This is a genomic window from Pseudonocardia sp. Ae717_Ps2, assembly GCF_001932475.1.
Classification (GTDB): Bacteria; Actinomycetota; Actinomycetes; order Mycobacteriales; family Pseudonocardiaceae; genus Pseudonocardia.
Genome location: NZ_MCIS01000001.1, coordinates 2,549,664 through 2,563,281, shown reverse-complemented (window position 1 = coordinate 2,563,281; position 13,618 = coordinate 2,549,664). Strand labels below are relative to the sequence as shown.

Below are 13,618 nucleotides of genomic sequence, written 5' to 3'. Positions count from 1 at the left end.
CCATGAGCACCGACGACGCGGACGCGCCGGCGACGACCGGCCGACGCACGACCGCCACGACAGCCCCCCGCCCCGAGGACGACCGGCTCGGCCTCGGACCCACGGTGGGCTACGGCGTACAGCACGTTCTCGCGATGTTCGGCGGCGTCATCGCCGTCCCGATCATCATCGGCGGCGCGGCCGAGCTCGACCCCGCGCAGAGCGCCGTCCTGGTGGCCAGCGGGCTGTTCGTGAGCGGGCTCGCAACGCTCCTGCAGACGCTCGGGCTGCCGTTCTTCGGCTCCCAGCTGCCGCTGGTTCAGGGCACCTCCTTCGCCTCGGTGTCGACGATGATCGCGATCGTCGGCGACGACGGCACCGACGGCCTGCGCGTCGTCTTCGGCGCGGTGATCGTGGCCGCGCTGGTCGGGCTGCTCATCTCGCCGTTCTTCGCGAAGGTGGTACGGCTGTTCCCGCCGGTGGTCACCGGGTCGATCATCACCGTCATCGGGCTGTCGCTGATGCCGGTGGCGACCGGGTGGATCACCGGCCGGGAGACGGTCACGGTCGCCGGCGCGACGGTGCCCAACCCCGCGTTCGCCTCGCTGCCGAACATCGCGCTGGCCGCGTTCACCTTCCTGGTCGTGATCGTCGCCAGCAAGATCCGGGTCGTCTCCCGGCTCTCGGTGCTGCTCGGCCTGCTGGTGGGCACCGTCGTCGCCCTGGTGCTGGGGCTGAGCAGCTTCGCGAAGGTGGGCGAGGCGAGCGTGGCCGCCATCCCGACGCCGTTCGCGTTCGGCGGGCCGCTGTTCGAGATCGGCGCGATCGTGTCGATGGTCATCGTCATCCTGGTGGTCATGGTGGAGACGACCGCGGACATCCTCGCGGTCGGCGAGGTCGTCGGGGCCGAGGTGGACTCCCGCCGGGTCGGGGACGGCCTGCGCGCGGACATGGCGGCCTCGGCGCTCGCGCCGGTGTTCAACTCCTTCCCCGCGACAGCGTTCGCCCAGAACGTCGGCCTGGTCGCGCTGACCGGGATCCGGAGCCGGTTCGCCGTCGCCGCGGGCGGGCTGCTCCTGCTGGTGCTGGGGCTCTCGCCGATGGCGTCGGCGGTGTTCTCGGCGATCCCGCAGCCGGTGCTCGGCGGGGCCGGGATCGTGCTGTTCGGCACGGTCGCCGCCAGCGGCATCCGGACGCTCGCCTCGGTCGAGTACCGCAACACCAACAACATGGTGATCGTCGCGGCGGCGGTGGCGTTCGGCCTGATCCCGGTGGTGTCGCCGGACTTCTGGGCGAACTTCCCGGAGTGGTTCGCGACGATCTTCCACTCCGGCATCAGCTCGGCGGCGATCGTCGCGGTGCTGCTCAACCTGTTCTTCAACGTGCTCGCCCCCGGGCGGCCGTCGGCACCGTCGATCGTCGCCGCGGGGCCGCCGGTGCTCGTGCAGACCGGGGAGATCCGGATCCTGTCCTCCGGTGAGGTGCTGGGCCCGGACTCCTACGAGCCGGTCACCGCCAAGCCGGGGACCCAGGTCCGCGACGAGTGATCGTCTCCTCCGAGGGGTCCGGTGCCGGATCCGGCACCGGACCCCTCAGGCGGCGCGATCACCGACGGCCCGCCGGATCCGCCCCACCGTCTCGCCCGGCCGGTCGTGCACGTCCGACCAGGTGAACCGCAGCACCGTCCACCCGGCCGCGACCAGGGCGTTCTGCTTGCGCCGGTCGGTGCGGAACCGCTCCGGGTCGCTGTGCCAGGCCCAGCCGTCGACCTCGACCGCCACCCGCGCCGCGGGGAACGCGAGGTCGACCGTCCAGGGCCCGAACGGCATCGCCCGCACGAGCCCGGGGAGCCGGGCCTCGCGCAGCAGCCGCAGCAGCCGACGTTCCAGGGCCGAGTCCGCCCGGTCCCCCGCCGCGACGAGCAGCCGCACGGCGGCCGCGATGCCCGGGGTGCCGGCCACCCGGCAGTACGCCGCGTACAGCTCGTCGTGGGACACCCACCGTTGCAGCGCCCGGTCCAGGAACGCGGGCCCGTCGGTGCCACCGAGCGCCGCGGCCGCCTCCAGCACGGTCAGCGGCGTCGCGGTCACGACGATGCCCCGGTGGACGACCCGGTCGGCCGGGTCCAGGCTGCGGCGACGCAGACGCACCCCCGGCCGCCGGGCCCGCTGCACCGTCGGCGGGACGGCGAGCAGCACCTCGGCCGGGGCACCGGGGCGCAGCCCCAGCCAGTACGCGGCCGCGGGCCCGGTCACGACGCAGCGGGCGCCGCCCCAGAGCCACGCCGCCCGGACCCGGGTCTCGTCGGTGACCCGGTGACCGGCGACCAGGTAGACCCCGGGGTGCCGCGCCCGCCAGGCACCGGAGGACACCCGCCGGGCCACGGTCCGGGCCGGGACGCCGTGGGCGATCGCCTGGGTCCGGGTGACCAGGCCGCCCTGCCGGACCAGCAGCCGTTCCAGATCGGTCGGATTGGTCGGATCAGCCATCGGGGCAGGGTGGTGGACCGGCCCGGCTCCCGGAGGCGAACGGCGGCCCCGGTTCGCGGGTGCGAACGGCGAGCCCCGGGGCGGGACACCTGGTGATCGCGACGGGCGAGGGGTCCGGTGCCGGATGTGGCACGGAATCCCTCGCTCGTCGCGATCATGCCGGGGCGCCCGGGGCAGGCCGAGCCGTCGCGCCCGGTCGCGATCATGCCGGGGCGGCCGGAGCAGGCCGGGCAGGCGCGCCCGGTCGCGGCCATGCCTGCTCGGCGCAGCATGCCGGGCGGGCGCCCGGGATGTGCGGCGCCTGGGCCTCGGCACCGGGTGGGTCAGACCCCGGCCGCGTCCTGCCGGGCCAGCTCGGCCACCAGCGCGTCGGCGACGGCCTGCAGCTTCGGCACCGCGGAGTCGAGCAGCGCGTCGGTCATCCGGGTCGTGGGCCCGGAGATGGACACCGCGGCGGGCAGCGGCCCGTCGAGCGCGACGGCCACGCACCGCACCCCGAGCTCCTGCTCGCCCTCGTCGACGGCGTACCCGGCGGCGCGGACCTTGTCGAGCTCGGCGAAGTACTCCTCGGGCGAGGTGATCGTGTTGTCGGTGTGCCGCACGAACTCGGTGTGCCGCAGGATCTCCCGCGCCCGCTCGACCGGCATCCGGGACAGCAGCGCCTTCCCGACGGCGGTGCAGTGCGGCGACACCCGTCGTCCGACCTCGGTGAACATCCGCATCGAGTGCCGGCCGGGCTCCTGGGCCACGTAGACGACCTGGTTGCCCTCCAACAGCGCCAGGTTCGCGCTCTCCCCCAGGTCGTCGACCAGCGCGGCGAGCCGGGGCCGGGCCCACATGCCCACCAGGCGTCCCGCGGTGTCGCCGAGGCGCACCAGGCGGGGGCCGAGGGCGTACTCGCGCGAGGACTGCTGGCGGACGTAGCCGCGCCCGGCCAGGGTCCTGACCAACCGGTGGATGGTCGGCAACGGGAGCCCGGAGGTGGCCGCGAGGTGGGACAAGCTGACCGTCCCGCCCGCGTCGGCCATCGCCTCCAGCAGGTCCACGGCCCGCTCCACGGACTGCACGCTCCCCGAGCGGGCCGGTGCGGCCGCGGCGACGTCCGCGGCGGCACCGACGCGACTGTCGGGATCGTTCTTCCGCATGACGGAAGTCTAGCCCTGCTCGGGCGGTGCGGCCGGGACCTCGGAGGCCTCCGGGGCGCCGGGGGTCTCCGGGGCGCCGGGGGCACCGGTCACCCGCTCCACCGAGCCACGGCGCAACAGCCGCCCGTGCGGCTCGCCGGCCACGTCGACGTCGCGGCCGCCCAGGACGGTGCGCCGGACCACGCCGGACAGCGACCGGCCGGCGTAGGCGCTGACCTTGTTCTTGTGGTGCAGCCGCTCCGGGTCCACCACGTACGCGGCGTCGGGTGCGAAGACGACGAGGTCGGCGTCGTACCCCAGCGCGATCCGGCCCTTGGAGCGCAGCCCGACCAGGTCGGCCGGCTTCGAGGCCATCCACTGCACGACCTGCGCCAACCCGATGCCGCGCCGGCGGGCCTCGCTCCACACCAGCGACAGCCCCAGCTGCAGCGACGACACCCCGCCCCAGGCGAGCCCGAAGTCCCCGGAGTCGAGCAGCTTCAGCTCGGCGGTGCTCGGCGAGTGGTCGCTCACGATGCAGTCGATCGTCCCGTCGAGCAGCCCCTCCCAGAGCAGCTCCCGGTTGGACGCCTCGCGGATCGGCGGGCAGCACTTGTGGGTGGTGGCGCCGTCGGGGATCTCCTCGGCGAACAGCGTCAGGTAGTGCGGGCAGGTCTCGGCGGTGATCCGGACGCCGTCGCGGCGCGCGGTCGCGATCATCGGCAGCGCGTCGGAGGACGACACGTGCAGGACGTGCGCACGCGCCCCGGTCCAGCGGGCCCGCTCGATGACCTCGGCGATCGCCAGGTTCTCCGCGCCGCGCGGGCGCGAGCGCAGGAAGGTGTCGTACTTCGCGCCGTGCGGGGTGGGGGCCTTCTCGATGGCCCGGGAGTCCTCGGCGTGCACGATCATGACGGCGTCGAACGTGGCCAGCTCGGCCATGTCGCGCTCCATCTCGTCCGCGTCGAGCGGCGGGAACTCGTCGACCCCGGAGTGCAGCAGGAAGCATTTGAAGCCGAAGACGCCCTCGTCGTGCAGGCCGCGCAGGTCGCCCAGGTTGCCCGGCACCGCCCCGCCCCAGAACCCGACGTCGACGAACGCCTGGTGCTCGGCGACCTTGCGCTTCACCTCGAGTGCGGCGACGTCGACGGTCGGCGGGATCGAGTTGAGCGGCATGTCGACGATCGTGGTGACCCCGCCCGCCGCGGCGGCCCGGGTCGCCGAGGCGAAACCCTCCCACTCCGTGCGGCCGGGCTCGTTGACGTGGACGTGGGTGTCGACGAGGCCGGGGAGCAGCACCTCGTCCTCGACGAGGTCGATCACCCGGGCACCGTCGAGGCCGTTGCCGAGCGGCTCGATGGCGACGATCCGCCCGCCGGTCACACCGATCTCGCGGGGCTGCTCGCCCGCCGTGGTCATGATCCGCTGCCCGCGGACCACCAGGTCGTAGCTGGTCATGGCATCTCCAGGGGGAATCCGGTGATCTTCTTGGTTCGGGGGGCCGCGTAGGTGCGGGCTTTCGAGGTGCTCAGGCGCAGACGCACCAGCGACTCGGCGACGGTCACCGCGGCCTGCACCCCGTCGACGACGGGCACCCCGGTCTCCGCGCGCACCTTCTCCTCCAGGCCCGCCATGCCGCCGCAGCCCAGGCAGATCACCTCGGCGTGGTCGTGCTCGACGGCCAGCCGGGCCTGCTCGACGATCGCGGCGACCGCCCGGTCCGGGTCCTGCTCCAGCTCCAGCACCGCCAGCCCGGAGGCGCGCACCGAGGCGCAGCGCCGCTCCAGCCCGGCCAGCAGCAGCCGGTCGGAGATCAGCGGCACGGTGCGGTCCAGCGTGGTCACCACCGAGTAGCGGTGGCCGAGGTACATCGCGGTGGTCGCGGCGGCCTCGGTGATGTCGACGACGGGCACGTCGAGCATCTCCTGCAGACCCTCCCGGCCGTGCTCGCCGTAGCCGGCCTGGATCACCGCGTCGAACGACTCGCCGGCCGCGGCGTACCGCGCGACGGCGTCGGCGACCCCGACCGCGGCCAGGTAGCTCTCCAGGTTGCCCTCGACCGACTCGGCGCCGAACCGCGGCGTGAGCCCGACGATCTCGGTGCCGGGCGCGGCGACCGAACGCGCCGAGGCGGCGATGGCCTCGGTGACCGAGGCCGTGGTGTTGACGTTGACGACGACGATGCGCACTAGTGCCCCCCGGTGGGTGCGACGGCCAGGGGCTCCCCGGACACCGCGCGGTAGGTCCGTCCGCGCGGGGCGACGAGCACGGTCAGCAGCGCGGCGAGCCCGGCGCCGAGGAACCAGCTGAACGGGGCGACCGGCTCCAGCGCGGGCACGAACCCGACGGCGACGGCGACCAGCGCGGACGGCACGAACACCGCGACCGCCCGCCGGTTGACCCCGCCCCGGTAGTGGTAGGCCGCCCCGCTCGCCTCGGAGTACAGCGCGGGGACGTCGATCCGGCCGCGCCGCACCAGCCAGTAGTCGGCCATCACGATCCCGAACAGCGGCCCGAGCAGCGCGCCGAGCACACCCAGGAAGTAGGTGATCACCAGCGGGGAGTCGTAGAGGTTCCAGGGCAGGATGACGAGCCCGATCAGCGCGCTGACGACCCCGGCCCGGCGGAAGTCGAGGACCTTCGGGAACAGGTTGGACAGGGCGTAGCAGGGGGCCACGAAGTTCGCCATCAGGTTGACCGCGATCGTCAGGATCAGCAGCGCCGCCGAGGCGAGCAGCAGCAGCGGGGTGTTGGGGATGGTGTTGACGACGTCGGCCGGGCTGGAGATGACCTGCCCGCCGATCCGCAGCTGCCCGCCCGCGAGCACCACGACGACGACGCCGAAGAACAGGGTGTTCGGCAGGATCCCCCAGAAGCTGCCGCGCCGGACCGCGCCGGTGGACACCGCGCCGCGGGTGAAGTCGCAGAAGTTGAGGACGAAGGTGCCGTAGATCGCCGTCCACAACGACGCACCGGCCAGGATCTGCACCCACATCGCGCCGCCGGTCAGTGGGTCGGGCACCGACCAGGCGATCTCCCCGCCGGTCTGCCACAGCACCCATCCGGAGAGCACGGCGAGGGTCACCAGCACGATCGGCCCGGCCACCGCCTCGTAGCGGCGGATGCCGTCCATGCCGCGCAGCAGGATCGCCACCTGCACGACCCACAGCACGAGGAAGCAGATCCAGCCCAGCACCGACAGACCGAGGAACGACACCTGCTCCAGCCCACCGGCCGACGGCGCCACGGCCAGGACCATCACGACGAGCACCTGGGTGGCCAGGTAGGTCTGGATGCCGAACCACGCGATCGCGACCGCACCCCGGACCAGGGCCGGGAGCTGCGCGCCACGGACGCCGAAGGAGATCCGGCTCATGACCGGGAACGGCAGGCCGGTCCGGTAGCCCATGTACCCGGCGACGGTGAGCAGCACGAACAGCACCAGCGCACCGATGCCGAGCGAGACCAGGATCTGCCAGGCGCCGAGACCGAGGGCGAACAGGCCGAGGGCGAAGCCGTAGTTGCCCAGGCTGTGCACGTCGACGGCCCACAGGGTGAAGATGTTGTAGGCCTTCCACGACCGCCCCTCGACGGTGGTCGGCGCGAGGTCGCGGTTGTAGAGCCGTGGGCTCGGTGCGTCCGCGCCGCCCGGCGCGACGGGCACGGCGGTCACCTGGTCGTCGGTCGGGGCTGCTGCGGACCGGTCGCTCGTTCCGGGTCCCGTCATCGGGGCCACCTCGGTTCCCACGTCGTGGCGCGTCGGATGTGACGCGCTGGTTTCCGCGATGTGAAACGGATCTCTTGCGGTGCGGAATCACGCTATGGCGCCTGTCACGCAAGCGTCAAGGGGTCACCGACGACAGCGATGCTTGACACCCCCCGGATGCCGTGGTCCGATTCATGCCGCACAACGGAATCACTATTCCGCATTGCGGAAGGATCGGAGGCTCCGGTGACTGCCCTCTTCTGTTCCGGTGACGCGATGCGCGGCGGCCGGCTCCACCACAACGTGTCCGCCCACCCGTTCCTCGGCCAGGTCCGGACCGCTCCGCACTACCGCATGTACTCGGTGCGCGACGAGTTCCCGGCCCTGCTGGAGGACCCCGCCGGCGGCGTACCGCTGGCCGGGGAGATCTACGACGTCCCGCTCCGGGCGATCCGCACCGACTTCCTGCCCGACGAGCCGCCGGAGCTCGAGCTCACCGTGATCGAGCTCGACGACGGACGCGACGTCCTCGCCGTCGGGCTGCGCCCCGGCGTGCTGGAGCGCCAGCGCGACGAGCTCACCGACATCACCACCCACGGCGGCTGGCGTGCCTACAAGGGACTGCCCGAGCCCGCCTGAGAACCGCACCGCCCGTCCTCAACGAGGAGGCCCCTTCGTGCGCTACACCGTCAACTGCTCCATCGTCCTCGGTGACCTGCCGCTGCTGCAGCGTCCCGCGGCCGCCGCGGCGGCCGGCTTCGACGCCGTCGAGTTCTGGTGGCCCTTCGCCGCCTCCGTGCCCGGCGACCGCGAGGTCGACGCCTTCGTCACCGCCGTCGCCGACGCCGGCGTCACCCTCACCGGGCTCAACTTCTCCGCGGGCGACATGCCCGCCGGGGAGCGCGGCATCCTGTCCGACCCCGCCCGCACGGGGGAGTTCGCCGACAACGTCGCCGTCGCCGTCGGCATCGGCGAGCGGCTCGGCACGCTGGGCTTCAACGCCCTCTACGGCAACCGTCGCGACGACCTGGACCCGCGCGTCCAGGACGAGACGGCGCGGGGCAACCTCGCGCTCGCCGCCGACGCGGCCGCCCGGATCGGCGCGGTCGCGCTGCTCGAGCCGGTCAGCGGCGTCGACGCCTACCCGCTGCGGACCGCCGACGACGCCGTCGCCGTGCTCGACCGGGTCGGGTCGCCGCACCTGCGGCTGCTGCTCGACGTCTACCACCTGGCCGTGAACGGCGACGACCCCGCGGCCGCGATCGACCGACACGCCGACCGGATCGGCCACGTCCAGATCGCCGACTCCCCCGGCCGCGGCGAGCCCGGCACCGGGGACCTGCCGATCACCGACCTGCTCGCCCGGGTCGTCGCCGCCGGCTACGACGGGCCGGTCGGCCTCGAGTACAAGCCCGTCACCGCCGACCCGTTCGGCTGGCTGGTCGGACAGGGAGCGTCCGCATGAGCAGCACCGACACCCGCACCGTCGCGTTCATCGGGCTCGGCATCATGGGTGGCCCGATGGCCCGCCACCTCGTGCGCGCCGGGCACGACGTCGTCGGCCACAACCGCAGCCCGGGCAAGGCCGAGGCGCTCGCCGCGGACGGCGGCCGCGCCGCGGCGACGGTCGCCGACGCGGTGGCCAAGGCCGAGGTCGTGGCGCTGATGCTGCCCGACTCCCCCGACGTCGTCGACGTCTGCACCCGCGACGGCGGGGTGTTCGACACCGCCGAGCCCGGCACCCTGGTCGTCGACTTCTCGACGATCCGGCCCGACGTCGCCCGGGACCTGGCCGCCCGTGCCGCCGAGCGCGGCCTGCGGATGCTCGACGCCCCGGTCTCCGGCGGCCAGGCGGGCGCCGAGAACGCCGCACTGTCGGTCATGGTCGGCGGCGACGGGGCGGACGTGGCCGCGGCCCGACCGCTGCTCGACGTCCTCGGGAAGACCGTCGTGCACGTCGGCCCGTCCGGGGCCGGGCAGACGGTCAAGGCCGCCAACCAGCTGATCGTCGCCGGGAACATCGCCCTGCTCGCCGAGGCCCTGGTGTTCCTGCAGGCGCACGGCGCCGACCTCGACGCGGCCGTCGAGGTGCTCGGCGGGGGCCTCGCCGGGTCGAAGGTCCTCGACCAGAAGGCGCCGACGATGCTCGCCGGGGACTACGCCCCCGGCTTCCGGATCGACCTGCACCACAAGGACATGGGCATCGTCGCCGACTCCGCCCGGGAGGCCGGTGTGGTCGCCCCGGTGGCCGCGCTCGTCGCCCAGCTCGTCGCCGCGACCCGTGCCGCCGGCGACGGCGGGCTCGACCACTCCGCCCTGCACCGCACCGTCCGCCGCCTGAACGGGGACCTGTCATGACCCGGATGACCGCGGCCGAGGCCGCCGTCCGCATCCTGGAGGCCGAGGGCGCCACGCAGGCGTTCGGCGTCCCGGGCGCGGCGATCAACCCCTTCTACGCGGCGATGCGCGCCCGCGGCACGATCGGCCACGTCCTGGCCCGCCACGTCGAGGGCGCCTCGCACATGGCCGAGGGCTTCACCCGGTCCGGTCCGGGCAACATCGGCGTCTGCATCGGCACGTCCGGCCCGGCGGGCACCGACATGGTCACCGGGCTGTACTCGGCGTCGGCGGACTCGATCCCGATCCTGGCGATCACCGGACAGGCGCCGGTCGCGCGGCTGCACAAGGAGGACTTCCAGGCCGTCGACATCGCGGCCATCGCCGCACCGGTCACCAAGATGGCGATGACCGTGCGCGAGGCCGCGCAGGTGCCGGGCGCGTTCGCGCAGGCATTCCACCTCATGCGGTCCGGCCGGCCGGGGCCGGTGCTGATCGACCTGCCGATCGACGTGCAGCAGACCGTCATCGACTTCGACCCCGACACCTACGCCCCGTTGCCGGTGCACCGTCCGGCGATGACCGGCCCGCAGGCGTCGCGGGTGCTGGATCTGCTCGCCGAGGGCGAGCGGCCGCTGATCGTCGCGGGCGGCGGGATCGTCAACGCCGACGCCTCGGCCGAGCTCGTCGAGCTGGCCGAGATCCTCGGCGTGCCGGTGGTCCCGACCCTGATGGGCTGGGGCACGATCCCCGACGACCACCCGCTCGCCGCCGGGATGGTCGGCCTGCAGACCGCGCACCGCTACGGCAACGCCACGTTCCTGGACTCCGACGTCGTCGTCGGGATCGGGAACCGGTGGGCCAACCGGCACACCGGCGGGCTCGACACCTACCGGCGCGGGCGCCGGTTCGTGCACGTCGACATCGAGCCGACGCAGATCGGGCGGGTCTTCGCCCCCGACTACGGCGTGGTCTCCGACGCCGGGGCCGCGCTGCGCGCCCTCCTGACCGAGGCCCGCCGCCGTCGCGACGCGGGGACCCTGCCGGACCGCAGCGCCTGGGCCGAGTCCTGCCGCGAGCGGAAGGCGACGCTGCTGCGGCGCACCGACTTCCCGCACGTGCCGATCAAGCCGCAGCGGGTCTACCAGGAGATGAACCGGGTGTTCGGCCCGGAGACCCGCTACGTGACGACGATCGGGCTGTCCCAGATCGCGGCCGGTCAGTTCCTGCACGTCTACCGGCCCCGGCACTGGGTCAACTGCGGCCAGGCCGGACCGCTGGGCTGGACCATCCCGGCGGCGCTGGGCGCCGTCGTCGCCGACCCGTCGACCCCGGTCGTCGCGCTCTCGGGCGACTACGACTTCCAGTTCATGCTGGAGGAGCTCGCCGTCGGCGCCCAGTTCGGGCTGCCCTACGTGCACGTCGTGGTCAACAACTCCTACCTGGGGCTGATCCGGCAGGCACAGCGCGCGTTCGACATGGACTTCGAGGTCTCGCTGGCCTTCGACAACATGCACGCCGACGAGGAGCTCACCGGTCTGCCGAAGGGCTACGGCGTCGACCACGTCCGCGTCGCGGAGGGTCTGGGCTGTGTGGGGCTGCGGGTCACCGACCCCGACGAGCTCGCCACGACCCTGCGCCGGGCGTCGCAGCTGGCCCGTGAGCACAAGGTGCCGGTCGTCGTCGAGGTGGTGCTGGAGCGGGTCACGAACATCGCGATGGGCACCGAGATCGACGCCGTCACCGAGTTCGAGGACCTCGCGCAGACCCCCGCCGACGCCCCGACCGCGCTGGCCCACCTCAGGTGAGCGCGATCCTGCTGGCTCCGGACAAGTTCAAGGGCTCGCTGGACGCCGCCGCCGTCGCCGACGCGCTGGCGGCCGGGATCACCGACGCCGACCCGGGCCGCCCGGTGCGTCGCTGCCCGGTCGCCGACGGCGGGGAGGGCACGGTCGCCGCGGCACTGGCCGCCGGCTGGGAGCCGGTCGCGACCGTCGCGACCGGACCCACCGGGGCTCCGCTGACGGCCGTCTGGGCCCGGGCCGGGGCGTCCGCGCTGGTGGAGCTGGCGTCGACGGCCGGGCTCGCGGTCCTGCCCGGCGGGGTGCGCGACCCGGGCGGCGCGGGCACCGAGGGGCTGGGGACCGTGCTGGCCGCGGTGCTCGACGCCGGGTGCACCGACGTCGTCGTCGGGCTCGGGGGCAGCGCCACCACCGACGGCGGCGCCGGGCTGCTGCGCGGGCTCGGCGCCCGCGTGCTCGACGCCGACGGCGCCGAGGTCGGGCGGGGTGGCGCGGCGCTGGCCCGGGCCGACCGGCTCGACCTGTCCGGGCTGCACCCGCGGCTGCGGGACCCGGCCGTCCGGGTCCGGCTCGCCGCCGACGTCGACAACCCGCTGCTCGGCCCGCACGGCGCCGCGGCCGTCTACGGTCCGCAGAAGGGCGCCGACGCCGGCGGGGTCGCTGCGCTCGACGCCGCGCTGGCCCGCTGGGTGCGCGTGCTCGACGCCGCCACCGGCGGGGACCCGGCCACCCTGGCCGCCGCGCCGGGGGCGGGTGCCGCAGGGGGCGCCGGGCTCGCGCTGACCGCGGTCTGCGGTGCGCGGGTCGTCCCCGGCGTCGGTACCGTCCTGGAGCTGACCGGCTTCGACGACGAGCTGGCCGGCGCCGGTCTCGTCGTCACCGGGGAGGGCAGGCTGGACACCCAGACCCTGCACGGCAAGGCCCCGGCCGGGGTCGCCGCGGCCGCCCGGGCAGCCGGGGTCCCGGTCGTCGCCGTCGCCGGGCAGGTCACGCTGGACGCGGCCGCGCTGCGGACCGCGGGGTTCGCCGGGGCCTACGCCCTGACCGACACCGCGCGCGACCAGCACGACGCCGTCGACCGTGCCGCCGAGCTCCTGCGCCTGCTCGGCGCCCGGATCGCCGCCGACCACCCGTCCCCCACCCGTCCGATGATCAGGAGCAGACCGTGACCGACCCCTCGCTCATCGACCTGGCCTCCCGCGCGCTCGGCGGCTCCGTCGTCGCCGCGAACGACGAGTTCTTCGCCCAGCGCGAGAACCTCATCACCGCCGCGCCGCCCCGCTTCGACCCCGACGAGTTCGGCCTCAAGGGCAAGGTCTACGACGGCTGGGAGACCCGCCGTCGCCGCGAGCCCGGCCACGACTGGGCGCTGGTCCGCCTGGGCGCGCCGGGCGTGGTGGACCACGTCGTCGTCGACACGTCCTGGTTCAAGGGCAACTACCCGCCGGAGATCGCGGTGGAGGCGACCGCCGTCGACGGCCACCCCTCGCCCGACGAGCTGGAGAAGGCGCCCTGGCACGAGATCGTGCCGCGCTCGGCCTGCGCGGGGCACACGGCGAACGTCTACCCGGTGACCGACACCCGCCGGGCCACCCACCTGCGCCTGATCATGCACCCCGACGGCGGGATCGCCCGGTTCCGGGTGCTCGGCCGGGTGCTGCCCGACCCGCGGTTCCTGGAGGGCACCGTGGACCTGCTCGCGGCGGAGAACGGCGGGCACGTCACGGGCTGCTCCGACGAGTTCTACTCCTCCCCCGGCAACCTGCTGCTGCCCGGGAAGGCGCGGCACATGGGCGAGGGCTGGGAGAACGCCCGGCGCCGCGACGGCGGCAACGACTGGGTCGAGTTCGCCCTCGCCGCGGGCGGGGTGCCGCGGCACGTGGAGGTCGACACGACCTGGTTCGTCGGGAACGCGCCGGGCTGGGTCTCGATCAGCACCCGCGACGAGCGCACCGGCGGGTCGTGGACGGTGCTGCGGGACCGCGAGCGGGTGCAGCCCGACACCCGGCACCGGTTCCTGCTGCCCGGCGCCACCGCGGCCACCCACCTGCGCCTGGACGTGTTCCCCGACGGCGGGCTGTCCCGGCTGCGTTGCTGGGGCGAGCTCGACGACGACGGCGCGGCCGCCGTGCGCCGCGCCCACGACGCGGCGGGCTGAGGGCCCCGGCCCGACCCCGGGCC

Annotated in this window: 12 protein-coding genes; 7 read left to right on the top strand and 5 right to left on the bottom strand. The window is 74.4% G+C overall.

Annotated features, from left to right (window positions below):
• Positions 1 to 2 precede the first annotated feature (2 nt).
• Positions 3 to 1,526 (top strand): nucleobase:cation symporter-2 family protein, encoded by a 1,524-nt coding sequence (locus Ae717Ps2_RS11925; protein WP_075333379.1) that lies wholly within the window; start codon positions 3 to 5, stop codon positions 1,524 to 1,526.
• A gap of 45 nt (positions 1,527 to 1,571) precedes the next feature.
• On the opposite strand, the gene Ae717Ps2_RS11920 is transcribed toward Ae717Ps2_RS11925, so the two are convergent.
• From Ae717Ps2_RS11920 to Ae717Ps2_RS11900, 5 genes are all read right to left on the bottom strand, one after another.
• Positions 1,572 to 2,468 (bottom strand): type IV toxin-antitoxin system AbiEi family antitoxin domain-containing protein, encoded by an 897-nt coding sequence (locus Ae717Ps2_RS11920; RefSeq protein WP_075306578.1) that lies wholly within the window; start codon positions 2,466 to 2,468, stop codon positions 1,572 to 1,574.
• A gap of 323 nt (positions 2,469 to 2,791) precedes the next feature.
• Positions 2,792 to 3,613 carry an IclR family transcriptional regulator gene (locus Ae717Ps2_RS11915; protein WP_075306579.1) on the bottom strand — a complete coding sequence of 274 codons (822 nt, stop codon included), beginning with the start codon at positions 3,611 to 3,613 and terminating at the stop codon, positions 2,792 to 2,794.
• Positions 3,614 to 3,622: 9 nt separating this feature from the next.
• Entirely contained in the window at positions 3,623 to 5,050 is a 1,428-nt protein-coding gene (allB, locus tag Ae717Ps2_RS11910) for an allantoinase AllB (RefSeq protein ID WP_233147530.1), read from the bottom strand.
• Entirely contained in the window at positions 5,047 to 5,781 is a 735-nt protein-coding gene (locus tag Ae717Ps2_RS11905) for an aspartate/glutamate racemase family protein (protein ID WP_075306580.1), read from the bottom strand. Before Ae717Ps2_RS11905 ends, allB begins: the two co-directional genes overlap by 4 nt.
• On the bottom strand, positions 5,781 to 7,319 hold the full coding sequence (locus Ae717Ps2_RS11900; protein ID WP_075311840.1) for an NCS1 family nucleobase:cation symporter-1: 1,539 nt from the start codon (positions 7,317 to 7,319) through the stop codon (positions 5,781 to 5,783). Before Ae717Ps2_RS11900 ends, Ae717Ps2_RS11905 begins: the two co-directional genes overlap by 1 nt.
• Before the next feature lie 225 nt (positions 7,320 to 7,544).
• Here Ae717Ps2_RS11900 and Ae717Ps2_RS11895 point away from each other — a divergent pair, with 225 nt between their 5' ends.
• From Ae717Ps2_RS11895 to alc, 6 genes are read left to right on the top strand one after another with little or no spacing between them, the layout of a single operon-like run.
• Positions 7,545 to 7,937, top strand: coding sequence for an amidase (locus Ae717Ps2_RS11895; protein WP_020623886.1), 393 nt, complete (start codon positions 7,545 to 7,547; stop codon positions 7,935 to 7,937).
• A gap of 37 nt (positions 7,938 to 7,974) precedes the next feature.
• Positions 7,975 to 8,763 carry a hydroxypyruvate isomerase family protein gene (locus Ae717Ps2_RS11890; protein ID WP_075306582.1) on the top strand — a complete coding sequence of 263 codons (789 nt, stop codon included), beginning with the start codon at positions 7,975 to 7,977 and terminating at the stop codon, positions 8,761 to 8,763.
• Complete coding sequence (locus Ae717Ps2_RS11885) at positions 8,760 to 9,656, top strand: NAD(P)-dependent oxidoreductase (protein ID WP_075333378.1); 897 nt, start codon at positions 8,760 to 8,762, stop codon at positions 9,654 to 9,656. Before Ae717Ps2_RS11890 ends, Ae717Ps2_RS11885 begins: the two co-directional genes overlap by 4 nt.
• Positions 9,653 to 11,443, top strand: a complete 1,791-nt coding sequence (gene gcl, locus Ae717Ps2_RS11880; RefSeq protein ID WP_075306584.1) for a glyoxylate carboligase — start codon at positions 9,653 to 9,655, stop codon at positions 11,441 to 11,443. Before Ae717Ps2_RS11885 ends, gcl begins: the two co-directional genes overlap by 4 nt.
• Positions 11,440 to 12,606: a glycerate kinase gene (locus tag Ae717Ps2_RS11875; protein ID WP_075333377.1), complete on the top strand. Its 1,167-nt coding sequence runs from the start codon at positions 11,440 to 11,442 to the stop codon at positions 12,604 to 12,606. The genes gcl and Ae717Ps2_RS11875 overlap by 4 nt, the downstream gene beginning before the upstream one ends.
• Positions 12,603 to 13,595: an allantoicase gene (gene alc / locus Ae717Ps2_RS11870; RefSeq protein WP_075306586.1), complete on the top strand. Its 993-nt coding sequence runs from the start codon at positions 12,603 to 12,605 to the stop codon at positions 13,593 to 13,595. The genes Ae717Ps2_RS11875 and alc overlap by 4 nt, the downstream gene beginning before the upstream one ends.
• Positions 13,596 to 13,618: the final 23 nt, after the last annotated feature.